Annotated in this window: 14 protein-coding genes and 1 tRNA gene; 13 read left to right on the top strand and 2 right to left on the bottom strand. The window is 67.0% G+C overall.

Annotated elements, in window-relative coordinates; genetic code table 11:
* Positions 1 to 19 precede the first annotated feature (19 nt).
* Positions 20 to 481, bottom strand: a complete 462-nt coding sequence (locus ACN2C8_RS11335; RefSeq protein WP_419251846.1) for a hypothetical protein — start codon at positions 479 to 481, stop codon at positions 20 to 22.
* Positions 482 to 979: 498 nt separating this feature from the next.
* Between ACN2C8_RS11335 and ACN2C8_RS11330 the strand changes: the two genes are divergently transcribed.
* Positions 980 to 2,497, top strand: coding sequence for an AbgT family transporter (locus ACN2C8_RS11330; protein ID WP_419251845.1), 1,518 nt, complete (start codon positions 980 to 982; stop codon positions 2,495 to 2,497).
* A gap of 381 nt (positions 2,498 to 2,878) precedes the next feature.
* On the opposite strand, the gene ACN2C8_RS11325 is transcribed toward ACN2C8_RS11330, so the two are convergent.
* Positions 2,879 to 2,953, bottom strand: a tRNA-Thr gene (locus ACN2C8_RS11325).
* Positions 2,954 to 3,198: 245 nt separating this feature from the next.
* Between ACN2C8_RS11325 and ACN2C8_RS11320 the strand changes: the two genes are divergently transcribed.
* From ACN2C8_RS11320 to ACN2C8_RS11265, 12 genes are all read left to right on the top strand, one after another.
* Positions 3,199 to 3,492, top strand: a complete 294-nt coding sequence (locus ACN2C8_RS11320) for a hypothetical protein (RefSeq protein WP_419251844.1) — start codon at positions 3,199 to 3,201, stop codon at positions 3,490 to 3,492.
* Positions 3,493 to 3,592: 100 nt separating this feature from the next.
* On the top strand, positions 3,593 to 4,882 hold the full coding sequence (murA, locus tag ACN2C8_RS11315; protein ID WP_419251843.1) for a UDP-N-acetylglucosamine 1-carboxyvinyltransferase: 1,290 nt from the start codon (positions 3,593 to 3,595) through the stop codon (positions 4,880 to 4,882).
* Positions 4,883 to 5,323, top strand: a complete 441-nt coding sequence (locus ACN2C8_RS11310; protein WP_419251842.1) for a DUF2948 family protein — start codon at positions 4,883 to 4,885, stop codon at positions 5,321 to 5,323.
* Positions 5,324 to 5,496: 173 nt separating this feature from the next.
* Entirely contained in the window at positions 5,497 to 5,688 is a 192-nt protein-coding gene (locus ACN2C8_RS11305) for a hypothetical protein (protein ID WP_419251841.1), read from the top strand.
* Between the two features lie 143 nt (positions 5,689 to 5,831).
* Positions 5,832 to 7,292 carry an NCS1 family nucleobase:cation symporter-1 gene (locus tag ACN2C8_RS11300; RefSeq protein WP_419251840.1) on the top strand — a complete coding sequence of 487 codons (1,461 nt, stop codon included), beginning with the start codon at positions 5,832 to 5,834 and terminating at the stop codon, positions 7,290 to 7,292.
* Between the two features lie 1,310 nt (positions 7,293 to 8,602).
* Positions 8,603 to 9,898 carry a histidinol dehydrogenase gene (hisD, locus tag ACN2C8_RS11295; protein ID WP_419251839.1) on the top strand — a complete coding sequence of 432 codons (1,296 nt, stop codon included), beginning with the start codon at positions 8,603 to 8,605 and terminating at the stop codon, positions 9,896 to 9,898.
* Positions 9,899 to 9,919: 21 nt separating this feature from the next.
* Positions 9,920 to 10,396: a UPF0262 family protein gene (locus tag ACN2C8_RS11290; protein WP_419251838.1), complete on the top strand. Its 477-nt coding sequence runs from the start codon at positions 9,920 to 9,922 to the stop codon at positions 10,394 to 10,396.
* A 66-nt stretch (positions 10,397 to 10,462) separates the two neighbouring features.
* Positions 10,463 to 10,858, top strand: coding sequence for a low molecular weight phosphatase family protein (locus ACN2C8_RS11285; RefSeq protein ID WP_419262246.1), 396 nt, complete (start codon positions 10,463 to 10,465; stop codon positions 10,856 to 10,858).
* A 96-nt stretch (positions 10,859 to 10,954) separates the two neighbouring features.
* Positions 10,955 to 11,173: a translation initiation factor IF-1 gene (gene infA / locus ACN2C8_RS11280; RefSeq protein ID WP_035044427.1), complete on the top strand. Its 219-nt coding sequence runs from the start codon at positions 10,955 to 10,957 to the stop codon at positions 11,171 to 11,173.
* A 5-nt stretch (positions 11,174 to 11,178) separates the two neighbouring features.
* Positions 11,179 to 11,775 (top strand): Maf family nucleotide pyrophosphatase, encoded by a 597-nt coding sequence (locus tag ACN2C8_RS11275; RefSeq protein WP_419251836.1) that lies wholly within the window; start codon positions 11,179 to 11,181, stop codon positions 11,773 to 11,775.
* Positions 11,772 to 12,815: a ribonuclease E/G gene (locus ACN2C8_RS11270; protein WP_419251835.1), complete on the top strand. Its 1,044-nt coding sequence runs from the start codon at positions 11,772 to 11,774 to the stop codon at positions 12,813 to 12,815. Before ACN2C8_RS11275 ends, ACN2C8_RS11270 begins: the two co-directional genes overlap by 4 nt.
* The gene (locus ACN2C8_RS11265) at positions 12,812 to 12,991 is read left to right on the top strand and encodes a DNA gyrase inhibitor YacG (RefSeq protein WP_419251834.1); all 180 of its coding nucleotides are present in this window, start codon (positions 12,812 to 12,814) and stop codon (positions 12,989 to 12,991) included. Before ACN2C8_RS11270 ends, ACN2C8_RS11265 begins: the two co-directional genes overlap by 4 nt.
* Positions 12,992 to 13,044 lie beyond the last annotated feature (53 nt).

The following is a 13,044-nucleotide window of genomic DNA, read 5'->3' as shown; positions in this document are numbered from 1 at the left end:
GCCTTTCCGGTCAGACGCGTCAGGTCGCGATGTAGGGGCGGATCGTCTCGAGGTATGTCTTGGTCAACGCAAAGGATTGCTTGGCCAGATCGGCAAATTCAGGACGCGAAAGCGTCTCGGAGGAGATCAGGAACTCTCTTGATCCCTGGCGGTGACAATAGCCGCTCGCGACCAGCTTCATGACGTGTCGACGGGTGGTTTCGTAGGGCAGGCCCAGATAGTTGGCGATGCTCAAGGCGGCTACCGGTCGGCGCAGGGTATCGGGGAAGACGCCGTCTGCGGCCTCCGCACGCGGGACATTCTGGCGATTGAGATGGTCGACAGACGTCCTCGCCATTGTAAAAAATATCAGCATGGTTGTCGCGTCGCCGTCAAACAGCTCCAAATATACCGACATAATACTCATCAGGTAGTCGACGTTCTGGGAAAACAGGAAGCCAAGCATGTGAGCGCTAGGATATTGTTCCAGATCGTTTTTCACGCCATTTTCCATAACAGCCATCCGAATTTACAGCCCCAGCCTTTGCGCTGCACCCTGACGCTTTTGTCTGAGCACGGCTGGCGCGTGACCGCAACACTCTGCCTGGACGGCCACACATGGCATGGGCGCGCACCCCGCGAATCCTGCGCCCGGAGGCAAAGTGTAATGTTCAACGATCTAGCGCAGCACAGCTGAGGATGGTTGTTTTCGCGCTTATTACTCACTTCGGGTATTTTAATCGTTATGTCTGGACGTGTACGGGGATAGCGAAGGCCGCTATAGCGGCGTGCAAGATCGATCCATGTTTGCGCACCCTGCACAACGATGGTTTTTTCAGACATCTATCCAGAGACACCGATCTCGGGGACTCGAAAATCATGGCGCTAGCTAGGCTACTGATCTTGAGGTCTGCTTGGCGAGCTTTGGTAAACAGCAGAGAATCCGCTTGAGCTCAGCCAGCCGGACTGTGCCTGGCAGACGGCGTCGCCGCGCGTTCCGATGATCAAGCGCGTTTGGACCCCTGGCCGGTTGCGGACGGCGCTGTTGGGCCTTGCGGCGCTGGCCGCCGTGTCTGCGATGATCGCCTTGCTGACGGGCCTGAGCGCCGTTGACCCGATATCGGGTCGACTGATCACGGTTGATATCCTGTCGGCCAAAACGCTCGCGCACCTTTTGACCCAGGCGCCGGCAACGGTAACCGCTTTCCCCCCCCTCGGGATCTTTCTGCTGCTGGCGCTGGGCACCGCCGTGGCCGATCGGTCCGGGCTCTTTGCCGCCGTGGTTCGCGGCAGCCTGTCACTCATGCCCGCGGCGCTGCTCACGCCCGTTGTCATCCTGACGGGATACCTGTTTCACCAGATTTCCGATGCGCTCATACTTGTTTACCTGCCCTTGTCTGGCGCTGTTTTTGCGGCCCGCGGTCGCGATCCCGTTCTGGGCATCCTGATTGCTTTCGCCGCCTTTTCGGGGGGCTTCGCCGCAAGTCTAGGCCCGGGCATACCCGACATCATTCTGCTCCAGCTGACCGAAGATGCGGCCCGCAGCGTTGCGCCCGACTGGCGGTACGCCCTGTTCGGCAACTGGTTCATTCTGCTTGCCGTGGCCGGAATCTATGCCGGGGCCACCTGGGCGATTGCTGAGCGCTGGCTCGAGCCCCGCTGGTTCCCGCGCACCCCGTCGACCGCCGAAGCTCGTCCCGAAGCCCTTGAACTGCAGGCAAGCCTGCAGCCGGCGGAACGCATGGCCATGATCTGGGCAGGCCTCGCGGCGCTCGCAGCGGCGCTCGTCTTCATAGCGGTTATCCGCTGGGGCGCATCCGCACCCGATGGCGGCCACGATTTGAGAGCCGTTCTCACGCCATATTTCCGCGCCATGCCCGCCTGTCTGACACTGGTCTTGCTGAGCGCCGGCTGGGCCTATGGCGCAGTGACCGGCACGCTTACCAGTCCGATGGCCGTTCACGCTGCGGTGGTTGACGGCCTGGCGCGCCTGGCGCCCTTCATCCTGTTCGCAATCCTGATCGCCTTGTTCCTGTCCGTACTGCACGCATCCAGAGTGGACACGGTCCTGATGCTGTCCGGCGCGCGCACCCTGGCGGACGCGCACCTGGCGCCCCCCTTGATCCTGATGACGATCGTGCTCGTCACCGCCGTCCTTGATCTCCTTGTCGGTTCAGCAACGGCGAAATGGGCCATTCTGGCGCCGATCATCGTTCCGATGCTGATGTTGCTCGGCATATCGCCAGATATGTCGACGGCGGCTTTCCGGATCGGCGATGGCGCCCTGAACATCGTCTCGCCGCTGCAGCCGTGGATCTACCTCGTGGTACTCTACTGCCGGCGCTGGCGGCCCGGGTTCAGCCTCGCCGACGCTCTGCGAAACCTCGCGCCCTTCTCGGCCGCCTATCTCGTTCTCGGTCTCATGGTCGTCGGGATATGGTCCCTCGCCGAGTGGCCGGTTGGACCCTTTTCAAGCTTTCATTACGATCCCGGCGCGGCGGCTTCGCTCTCCCGGTAGGCCCGCCCTCAGCAGGCTATCGTCTGGACGTCCATGCGCAGCTCGCTCCGCGCCGGCCGTGGTGGCCAACCGTCAAGGCGCCTCGACCTCTGGCCTGCCGTCCCCAGTGGGTGGAGGGGCTTTCAGCGTCCGGGCGGCGCGTCCAGCGCGCCATGCCGCATTTGGGGCAGCTGCAGCACATCAGGCGCAAGTCGGCATGATGCCGCCAACAATGGGTGATGGAGCGACCGAATCCGTGGGCTTGGAGACAGGTACGCACGGGGAACGCGCTCCCCATAATCTCCCCAGTTTTCGGGGCGATAGTCTCTCCGCGTTCTCGTCTGACACTATAGAGCGTGAGATGAGGTTGGAGCCCCAACCCTTTGAGGGATTGGGGCTCCATGGTGCCACGACAGGGACTCGAACCCTGGACCTCAGCCTTACCAAGGATGCGCTCTACCACTGAGCTACCGCGGCGAAGAGGAGGGGCGTATAGCGAGCCAAATCGCGAATGCAAAGCCTAAATGCGACTTGACCCACAGACTTCGTCGCCGCACCCCTCGCCCATGCCGATCCCAGACGACAAATCCCTCCGTGAAGCCAGGCTCGCCGAAGCGCTCAGGACCAACCTGCGCAGGCGCAAAGCCGCGGCCCGACCGGCACGGAGCGGTGAGGAGAGGGCGCTCGCCGCCGCCGAGGCGGCGCCGCAGCCTTACAGCGTCATGCGTCGCCTAGAGGGCGTCGCGCACGGCGACGGGACGCGAGTCGCCCTGATCCTGGAAATTTCAGCGCCCTATGCCGCGCCGGAGTCGGACGAGGTCTGCTGCGCGGTGCGTCTGATCGGCGACGGCGGCCAGTTCGACAGCGAACACGGCAAGGCGGCGTTCGGTCTGGATGGCCTGCAGGCGACAAGGCGGGCCCTCGACCTGGCCCAGGTGGCCCTGGATCTGGCGAGCACGACCCATGATCTGCGCTGGCCCGATGGCCGATCCTATGACCTTTCCGCGCCCATTTGAGCCACGCCCCTTGCATGCCCTCTTGCAACGGATAGAACCCGCCCCTCACATGTGACCCGCGCGACGATCCGTCCCCGTCGCGCGCTCGAGGGACGTCATTTTGGATCGCATCGCCATCATCGGCGGCGCGCAGCTGCACGGGGACATCCCGGTCAGCGGCGCCAAGAACTCGGCCATCAAGCTGATGGCCGCCAGCCTGCTCACCGATGAGCCGCTGCGCCTGACCAACATGCCGCGCCTGGCCGACACCCGGTTCCTGGGCAAGCTGCTCTCGCGGCTTGGCGTCAGCGTCACCGAGAGCGACGGCGCCGACGGCCAGCAGACGATCCTGCACGCGCCCGAGATCACCAGTGGCTTTGCGCCCTATGACCTGGTCCGCCAGATGCGCGCCTCGTTCAACGTGCTGGGTCCGCTGATCGCCCGCACCGGCCAGGCCAAGGTCTCGCTGCCCGGCGGCTGCACCATCGGCGCGCGGCCCGTGGACCTGCACCTGCAGGCCCTGGAGGCCCTAGGCGCCAAGATCGATCTGCACGAGGGCTATGTCTACGCCCAGGCCCCGCGCGGCCTGAAGGGCGCGGAAATCACCTTCCCGTTCGTGTCGGTGGGCGCCACCGAGCACGCCATGCTGGCCGCCGTGATCGCCGATGGCGTCACGGTGCTGCACAACGCCGCCTGCGAGCCCGAACTGCTGGACCTGCAGGAGTGCCTCAACGCCATGGGCGCCAAGGTCGAGGGCGCGGGTACGCCGACCGTGACCATCACCGGCGTCGCCCGTCTGCACGGTGCGACCCATGCGGTGATCCCCGACCGGATCGAGATGGGCACCTATGCCGTCGCCGCCGCCATGGCCGGCGGCGAGGTGCGGCTGACCAATGCCCGCCCGCACCTGATCGACAGCCTGCTGGACAAGCTGGAAGAGGCCGGTTGTGGCGTCGAACGCACCAGCGACGGCGTCATCATCCGTCGCAACGGCGATCGCCTGAAGGCGGTCGACATCGAGACCGCGCCCTATCCGGGCTTTGCCACCGACCTGCAGGCCCAGTTCATGGCCCTGATGACCCTGGCCGACGGCGAGAGCCGCATCCGCGAGACCATCTTCGAGAACCGCTTCATGCACGCCCCGGAGCTGATGCGCCTGGGCGCCGACATCTCGGTGTCGGGTGGCGAGGCCCGCGTGCGCGGCGTCGCCCAGCTGGAAGGCGCCGAGGTGATGGCCACCGATCTGCGGGCCTCGGTCAGCCTGGTGATCGCCGGCCTGGCGGCGCGCGGCGAGACGATCGTCTCGCGCATCTATCACCTGGATCGCGGTTTCGAGCGTCTGGAAGCAAAGCTCACGGCCTGTGGGGCGCAGGTGCGCCGCATCAAGGACGACGGAGAGGCCGAACTCTAGATGGCAAAGACCGCTCCCGCCCTGCGACTGCTGGCCCAGGACGCCGACGACCTGGCGGTGATCTCCGCCGCCCTGCAGGACGCCGTCGCCAAGATCGGCGACATTCGCTGGGACGCGCACGGCAAGACCCTGACCCTGGCCTGCAATCGCTTTCGCTGGGAGGCCGGCGGCAAGAAGGTATCAGGCGAACGCGTGCGCTCGGCCCTGCAACTGGGCGACGTTACGGGCGTCCAGGCCCGCAACCTCAAGCGTGACGCCAAGGGCGCCATCGTCGAGCTGCTGGCCATCGCCTTCGAGCCCGGCGAGGCCCCCGGCGGCACGGTCTTGCTGACCTTCGCCGGCGGCGGCGACCTGCGGGTCGGCGTCGATTGCCTGGACGTGGTGCTGGCCGATGTCTCCGAGCCCTGGGCCACCCCCCACCGGCCGGGGCACGCCGACTAGGCGCCCTGCTCGATTTGCGGGCACGCCTTGAATCTGACTTCCAAACAGGCAGTGGCGGCGCCGAGGATTCGTCCCACGCGCTAGTGATCGCCGGCGAACTCGCCCGACGGGGGAACGGTGCTAGGTTAACGCCATGCGCCCGTCAGAGGCGTGAGCATCGTTAGGAGGCCGTCATGGCCAGGAAGTCCTATGCGACCGGGGAAACCCAGTCGGTGTTTTTTGCTGCGTGCGACATCACCAAACCCGCTCCGCCCGTGCTGCGGCATGGCGGCCCCTGTTTCGACTGGGGTCGATTGGCCCTGGTCAGCCTGTTCGGGGTCATGGTCGCCGGCATCGCGACCCTGGCCTATGCGGGACTGACCTAGCCGCCGACGACGGAGGCGGCGTTGCTGACCGTGACGCGCCTCCGCCATTTGCCACGCAAGCCAAACCCCACCTAAGCTCGTCCCTCGCGTCCGAGGCGGGGGCCGGCGCGAGCTGACGTCCTGCGCCCGCGGGAAGCCGACGCATGAGCGCCCCCGACCGCGATCTCTGGAATGAAGACCTGGCCCCGACGGGCGAGGCGCAACGCACCTGGCGCTGGTGGCACTTCGCGGCCCTGTGGCTGGGCATGGTCATCTGCGTGCCCGCCTACATGCTGGCCTCGGGCCTGATCGAGCAGGGCATGTCGGCCGGACAGGCGGTGGCGACCGTGCTGCTGGGCAATCTGGTCGTGCTGGTTCCCATGCTGCTGATCGGCCATGCGGGGGCGCGGCACGGCGTGCCCTATGCGGTGCTTGCGCGGGCCTCGTTCGGCTGGAAGGGCGCGCGGATCCCCGCCGTCGCCCGGGCGGTGGTGGCCTGCGGCTGGTACGGCATCCAGACCTGGATCGGCGGCGGCGCGCTGCTGACCCTGCTGGGCGTCATTATGGGCCGCAGCCTGGTGGGCGCGCCGATCCCGCTGCTGGGCATCGGCCTGGGCCAGTTGCTGGCGTTCCTGGCCTTCTGGGGCATCCAGCTGCTGTTCGTCACCAAGGGCCTGACCGCTGTGCGCCGGCTGGAGACCTGGACCGCGCCGATCAAGCTGGTCATCTGCGCCCTGATGGTCTGGTGGGCGATGGACAAGGCCGGCGGGCTGGGTCCGATCTTCCACCAGCCCTCGGCCTTCGTCGACGGCGGCCCCAAGGCCGGCCAGTTCTGGAGCGTCTTCGTACCGGCACTGACGGCCATGGTCGGGTTCTGGGCGACCCTGGCCCTGAACATTCCCGACTTCACGCGCTTTGCGAAGAAACAGGCCGACCAGATCCTGGGCCAGGCCATCGGCCTGCCGATCCCCATGGGCCTGCTGGCCCTGGTCAGCGTGATCACCACCTCGGCGACGGTGATCGTGTTCGGCAAAGCGGTTTGGGATCCGGTGCAACTGGCCGGCGATATCGGCGGCATCGCGGTGGTGATCGGCCTGTTGATCATCAGCCTCGACACGGTGTGCTGCAACATCGCCGCCAATCTGGTCGGCCCGGCCTATGACTTCTCGGCCCTGTGGCCCAGCAAGATCACCTATCGCATCGGCGGCTGGATCACGGCCGGCATCGGGGTGCTGATCATGCCGTGGAAGCTGCTGGAGACCACCCAAGGCTACATCTTCGTCTGGCTGGTCGGCTATGGCGCGCTGCTGGGGCCGATCGCGGGGATCCTGATCGTCGACTACTGGCTGCTGCGCAAGACCGTGCTGGCGGTGGATGACCTGTACGCCAAGGACGGCGCCTACACCTATCGCGGCGGCTGGAACCCGGCGGCGCTGGCCGCCCTGGCGGTGGGCGTCGCGCCGAACCTGCCGGGGTTCCTGGCCTCGGCCGCGCCGCACCTGTTTGTCGGCGTGGGGGCGTTCTGGACCGGGCTTTACACGTATGCGTGGTTTGTGGGGCTGGGGATCGCGGGGGCGGTTTATTGGGGGATGATGCGGGTGGCTCGGGCCGGAGGCGGCGACTGAAGGCGGGTTTGAGGGGGGGGGACTTGCCGGTACCGGAGAATGCGGCCGTCGGTGCGGAGAGCGGACATTTCGACTGTCAGTTCGGGGTGGGGAGCGGACCTCGGAACCCCTCTCTCATAGAGAGAGGGATTCAGAACGTCCGCTCAGGGTCGGAAGCAGACATCCCCGCCCATCCAACAAGCGGACGCCCCGCGTCCCGCTCATCCTTAAATCTCCTGGAGGTTGCAGCGTGCCGGACTGTCCAGGTTGGTCAAGGACTGGCCTGCGGCCAGCCGCTCCGCGGCGGCGCGGAGCGCCGTCCTTGAGCAACCTGGACAGACCGGCGATCGTCTCGCCGTGAGATTTAAGGATGGCTCCCTTCGGCGCAAGGCGGGCGGGGCGCCCAGATCGAACCCTTCTCCCAGAGGGAGAAGGAGGGGCCCGCGCCGCAGGCGTGGGAGGATGAGGGGTTTGCGAAGCCGCTCCGGACAAGGCAAGGCCTTCGGGCGCCAGGACGGCTGACGGTGTAACCCCTCACCCTCCCACGCAAGCGTGGGTCCCTCCCTCTCCCCCGGGGAGAGGGCTGGGCGTTCGGGGATAGACCGCGCTCAATCCCCGTACTTTCCCGAACAAATGCCAACCCAATCAACCGCTTGTAAAATAATCGATCGCGCCAATCAGACGCGCCGAAACCGCCCGCATAATCAATCTCACCTGACAGCACGGGAAGGGCGCACGTACGGCGACCGTTGCGGCTGTCAGGGGTGGTCGAGCGGGAAGCGTCCGTCGGCCGTCGTCTGAAGGCCCGGCAGGGTCTGGTGGAGCGGATCGGTCCTTGCGGGGGCCGGACGCGTTGAAGCCGGACCGGGACCGCTGGGAACGCCCTTTGGCGACGCCCGCACGAAGCGCAGCAGGCATGGGCTGAAATCGCCCATGCGGTCTGGACGGGGTCGCTAACCCCTCCACCCGCCGGAGGCCGAATGTCGGGAGCGGGTTAAAACCCCGCGCCTCGAAGGCTTCCGTCTGAAGATCACGCGGAGCGTCTGTCTTCGTCGAAACGGTATTCAACTATCCCATCCTCCGGGCGAGGCCCGGACGCTCCGCGACCCTTCCCATCAACTCGGCGGTTTCCGCGCGAGGCTGCGAAACCGTGTCCGCCAGACTTGCCCCCTACGGGCTGCTGCGCAGCCGTCCTCCCCCGGAGGGGGAAGATGAAACGCGCCGACCCTCATCTTCCCCCTCCGGGGGAGGACGACCTGCGAAGCAGGTCAGGAGGGCGCAACTGCGCCAACACCCCTTGTCTCCCACGCAAAAACCCGCATCTACACCCCATGCGCCGCTTCGACTTTTCCGCTCCTGATTTCGCCGCCGCCTTCAAGGCCTTCCTGGACGAGGATCGGGGATCGCCCGCGGATGTCGACGCCTCGGTCGTTCAGGTGCTGGACGCCGTCCGCACCGGCGGCATCCAGGCCGTGCTGGACCTGACCCGCAAGTTCGACCGCGTCGACCTGACCGAACAGACCGTCCGCGTCACGGCCGAGGAGATCGAGGCCGGCGCCGCGCAGACGCCCGCCGACGTGCGTGAGGCCATCGCTTTCGCCGCCGCCCGCATCCGCGCCTATCACGCCCGCCAGCGTCCGGCCGACCAGGCCTGGACCGACGAGGCCGGGGTGCAATTGGGCTGGCGCTGGACGCCGATCGAGGCCGTGGGCGTCTATGTACCAGGCGGCCGCGCGGCCTATCCCTCGACCGTGCTGATGAACGCCGTGCCCGCCCAGGTGGCCGGGGTCGACCGCATCGCCATGGTCACCCCGCCCGGCAAGCTGCAGCCCGCCGTGCTGGCCGCCGCCAAGGAAGCCGGCGTCACCGAGATCTGGCGCATCGGCGGGGCCCAGGCCGTCGCGGCCTTGGCCTATGGCGCCGGACCGATCCAGTCGGTCGACAAGATCGTCGGCCCCGGCAACGCCTATGTCACGGCCGCCAAGCGCCGCCTGTACGGCGTGGTCGGCATCGACGCCCTGGCCGGTCCCTCCGAGATCGTGGTGGTGGCCGACAACCAGAACAATCCCGACTGGATCGCCGCCGACCTGCTGAGCCAGGCCGAGCACGACCCCGCCGCCCAGTCGATCCTGATCACCGACGACCCGGCTTTCGCCGACGCCGTCGAGGCCGCCGTGCTTGAGCGCCTCAAGACCCTGGCTACCGGTGAAGACGCCGCCGCCTCGTGGCGCGACCACGGCGCGGTGATCATCGCGCCGCTGGACGAGAGCCCGGCCCTAGTCGACGCCATCGCCCCCGAGCACGTCGAGTTCGCCCTCGACAATCCCGAGCGTTTGTCCGACCGGGTGCGCCACGCCGGCGCGATCTTCCTGGGTCGCCTGACGCCCGAAGCCATCGGCGACTATGTGGCCGGCTCCAACCACGTGCTGCCCACCAGCCGCGCGGCGCGTTTCCAGTCGGGGCTGTCGATCTACGACTTCCTCAAGCGCACCTCGATCGTGAAGTGCGATGCGGCCTCGTTCGCGATCCTGGGTCCGCACACGGCGGCCCTGGCCATGGCCGAGGGACTGCCGGCCCACGCCCTTTCGGCCCAAATCCGACTGGGCCGGTTGCCTTCGGCCGGCTGACGCGCAAAGCTTGGGCGACCCATGACCGACGCCAACGCCAACCAGCACCTGAAGTCGATCGTCATCGACGACGACAGCCTCGCCGCCGCCTCGCGCGACCAGGAGCAGGAGCGTCAGGTCGCGATCTTCGATCTGCTCGATTCGAACTATTTCGAGCCGGCGGACGGTAAGGGCGGTCCCTATGACCTGAAGCTGTCGCTGATCGAGAACCGGCTGGCCTTCGATATCGGCGGTCCCAATTACGAGCGCCGGCATCTGCTGTCCCTGTCGCCCTTCAAGGGGGTGATCAAGGACTACTTCATGATCTGCGACAGCTATTACTCGGCGATCCGCAATTCGACGCCCCAGCAGATCGAGGCCCTGGATATGGGCCGGCGCGGTCTGCACAACGAGGGCTCGTCCCTGCTGCGCGAGCGACTGGAGGGCAAGGTCAAGACCGACCTCGACACCGCGCGCCGCCTGTTCACCCTGATCTGCGCGCTGCACTGGCGAGGCTAGGGCGCGTTGCCTGCTCTGCCGGACGCCGTTCTCTTCACCTGCAACTACAACCGGGTGCGCTCCCCCATGGCCGAGGGACTGTTCAAGCGGTTCTACGGCACCCGGGCCTTCGTTGATTCGTGCGGGCTGCGCGGCGACCCCACCGATGAGGGGATCGACCCCTTTGTCGTCGCCGTGATGGACGAGCTGGGGCTGGACGTTTCCGATCACAAACCCAAGACCTTCGCCCAGCTGGAAGACGACAGTTTCGACGTCGTCGTCTCGCTGACGCCTGAGGCCCAGCACCGCGCCGTCGAGCTGGCGCGGGACCGGGCGGTCGATATCGAGTACTGGCCGACCCATGATCCCACCCTGGTCGACGGCTCCCGCGAGGCCCGGCTTGAGGCCTATCGCGAGGTCCGTGATGGTCTGGCCGACGCCATCAAGAGACGTTTCGGCGCGCCATCGACGTTCGGGGGGTGAATGCGCTATAGAGGCGCCTCGCCGCGACGGCTCACGTCTCGACCACCCGGTCGGGGCGTCCTCGCGGCTATCTGTTTGCTCCAATTGAGAGGCCTGATGGCTAAGGAAGAACTTCTTGAGTTTCCCGGTACGGTCAGCGAATTGCTGCCCAATGCGACCTTTCGCGTGACGCTGGAAAACGCTCACGAGATCATCGCCCACACCGCCGGCAAGATGCGCAAGAACCGCATCCGCGTGCTGGCCGGCGACAAGGTGCTGGTTGAAATGACCCCCTACGACCTGACCAAGGGCCGTATCACCTACCGCTTCAAGTAGGGGCGATGGCTTCCGCTACGGCCGTCCAGCCGGCGCTGGTTCTGGCCAGCGCGAGTCCCCGGCGCCTGGACCTGCTCGCGCAGGTCGGCGTCACGCCCGACCGGATCGATCCCGCCGACATCGATGAAACGCCCTTGCGTGACGAGACCCCGCGTCTCCACGCCCTGCGCCTGGCGCGGGAAAAGGCGCGCGCTGTGGCGGGCCGGGCTCCGGGCGACTTCGTCCTGGCCGCCGACACGGTTGTCGCGGTCGGACGTCGCATCCTGCCCAAGGCCGAGACCGAGGACCAGGCGATCAAGTGCCTGGCCCTGCTGTCGGGTCGCAACCACAAGGTCCTGACCGCCGTCGCCGTCATCGCGCCGGATGGCCGCGAGGCCTCGCGACTGGTCGAGACCCGGGTGCAGGTCAAGCTGCTCTCCGATCTCGAGAAGGCCGACTATCTGGCCGGCGGCGAATGGCGCGGCAAGGCGGGCGGCTATGCTGTTCAGGGCGTGGCCGGCGGGTTCATCATCGACCTGCACGGCTCCTATACGAGCGTCGTTGGCCTGCCGCTGTACGAGACGCTGAACCTGCTGCGCGGGCTGGGCTGGAAAGCATCATGAGTGAACGTCGCGCCTATCTCTATAGGGGCGTCGGCGAGACCGTCGGCGTCGTCACCCTGGACGGTCGCCCCGAGCGGCTGATCGCGACCTGGGACGGCGATGATCCGCTGGACGTCGAAGGCGTTCGCGGCGTGGCCCGCATTCGCAAGATCGAAAAAGCCTTCGCCTCGGCCTTCGTCCAGCTGCCCGGCGGCCAGGACGTGCTGCTGCCCCAGCGTCCCGACATGCCCAAGCTGGTCGAGGGCGGTCTGGTCGAGATCGAGATCCGCACCCCTTCGCGCCGCGACAAGTCGGCCGTGGCCCGTTTCATCGGGGAAGGGGAGGGCGAGCCTCGCGTGCTGGAGCCGGCCTTCACCGTCGAACAACAGCTGCGTCTGCTGGTGAAATCCGGATCGCCCACCAGCGGCGAATCGGCCCTGGCTGCCGTCGAGGCGGCCGAGGCCGAAGCGCTGGAAACCCTCTTCGCCCTGCCCGGTGGTGGCGATATCAGCATCGAGCCTACGAGAGCCCTGGTGGCGATCGATGTGGATCTGGGCGCCCGTGAGGGTCTCGACGCCAAGCGCGCCGCTCGGCAGGCCAATATGGCCGCTCTGGGCGTCGCAGCCCGGATTCTGCGTCTGAAGGGGCTGGGCGGCATTGTCGTCTTTGACCTGGTCGGGCGCGGTCATGACGGCCAGGCCCTGTCGACGGCGGCCCGCAACGCCTTCTCGGTCGACAATCCCGGCGTGGCCATCGGGGCGATCAGTCGCTTCGGCACGCTGGAGATGACGATTCCCCGACGCGGCCGATCGATTCTCGACCGACTGCTGGATGAGCGCGGGCAGGCCAACCCGCCGGCCATGGCGCGCCGTTTGGCGCGAGCCCTGGAGCGCGAGGGCCGGGCCGATCCCGGCGGACGCCTGATCGCCCGCTGCGCGCCCCTGGTCGCGGCGGCTTTCAGCGTGCTCGACGCCGGCGTCGCCGACCGCCTGGGGCGCAGATTCGTTGTCGAAGCGGTCGAAGGCTGGCCGGTCGACCACATGGAGGTGTCTGCATCATGAGCAGTGGCTGCCCCATCTGCGGCAAGCCGGTCGATCCGGCGGCGCGACCCTTCTGTTCCAAGCGCTGCGCGGACGTCGACCTGCAGCGCTGGCTGTCGGGTCGATACGTGGTCTCCGGGACCGACGATGACGACGAGAATCCGCTCTCGGAAGAGATCCGCAGGAATGACGATTAGGGCGCTGGACAACCAAATCGGCCTCGCCTATAGACGCGGCTCCCCGCTGCAAG

Source organism: Caulobacter sp. ErkDOM-C, from assembly GCF_048541825.1.
Lineage (GTDB): Bacteria > Pseudomonadota > Alphaproteobacteria > Caulobacterales > Caulobacteraceae > Caulobacter.
This window is presented reverse-complemented; position numbering and strand designations above follow the sequence as displayed.

What these genes read in the sequence shown, in the direction of transcription:
- ACN2C8_RS11330 (WP_419251845.1), top strand. Translation starts at nt 980, where the DNA reads ATGATCAAGCGCGTTTGGACCCCTGGCCGGTTGCGGACGGCGCTGTTG.
- ACN2C8_RS11320 (WP_419251844.1), top strand. Translation starts at nt 3,199, where the DNA reads ATGCGTCGCCTAGAGGGCGTCGCGCACGGCGACGGGACGCGAGTCGCC.
- ACN2C8_RS11310 (WP_419251842.1), top strand. Translation starts at nt 4,883, where the DNA reads ATGGCAAAGACCGCTCCCGCCCTGCGACTGCTGGCCCAGGACGCCGAC.
- ACN2C8_RS11305 (WP_419251841.1), top strand. Translation starts at nt 5,497, where the DNA reads ATGGCCAGGAAGTCCTATGCGACCGGGGAAACCCAGTCGGTGTTTTTT.
- ACN2C8_RS11300 (WP_419251840.1), top strand. Translation starts at nt 5,832, where the DNA reads ATGAGCGCCCCCGACCGCGATCTCTGGAATGAAGACCTGGCCCCGACG.
- hisD (WP_419251839.1), top strand. Translation starts at nt 8,603, where the DNA reads ATGCGCCGCTTCGACTTTTCCGCTCCTGATTTCGCCGCCGCCTTCAAG.
- ACN2C8_RS11290 (WP_419251838.1), top strand. Translation starts at nt 9,920, where the DNA reads ATGACCGACGCCAACGCCAACCAGCACCTGAAGTCGATCGTCATCGAC.
- ACN2C8_RS11285 (WP_419262246.1), top strand. Translation starts at nt 10,463, where the DNA reads ATGGCCGAGGGACTGTTCAAGCGGTTCTACGGCACCCGGGCCTTCGTT.
- infA (WP_035044427.1), top strand. Translation starts at nt 10,955, where the DNA reads ATGGCTAAGGAAGAACTTCTTGAGTTTCCCGGTACGGTCAGCGAATTG.
- ACN2C8_RS11275 (WP_419251836.1), top strand. Translation starts at nt 11,179, where the DNA reads ATGGCTTCCGCTACGGCCGTCCAGCCGGCGCTGGTTCTGGCCAGCGCG.
- ACN2C8_RS11270 (WP_419251835.1), top strand. Translation starts at nt 11,772, where the DNA reads ATGAGTGAACGTCGCGCCTATCTCTATAGGGGCGTCGGCGAGACCGTC.
- ACN2C8_RS11265 (WP_419251834.1), top strand. Translation starts at nt 12,812, where the DNA reads ATGAGCAGTGGCTGCCCCATCTGCGGCAAGCCGGTCGATCCGGCGGCG.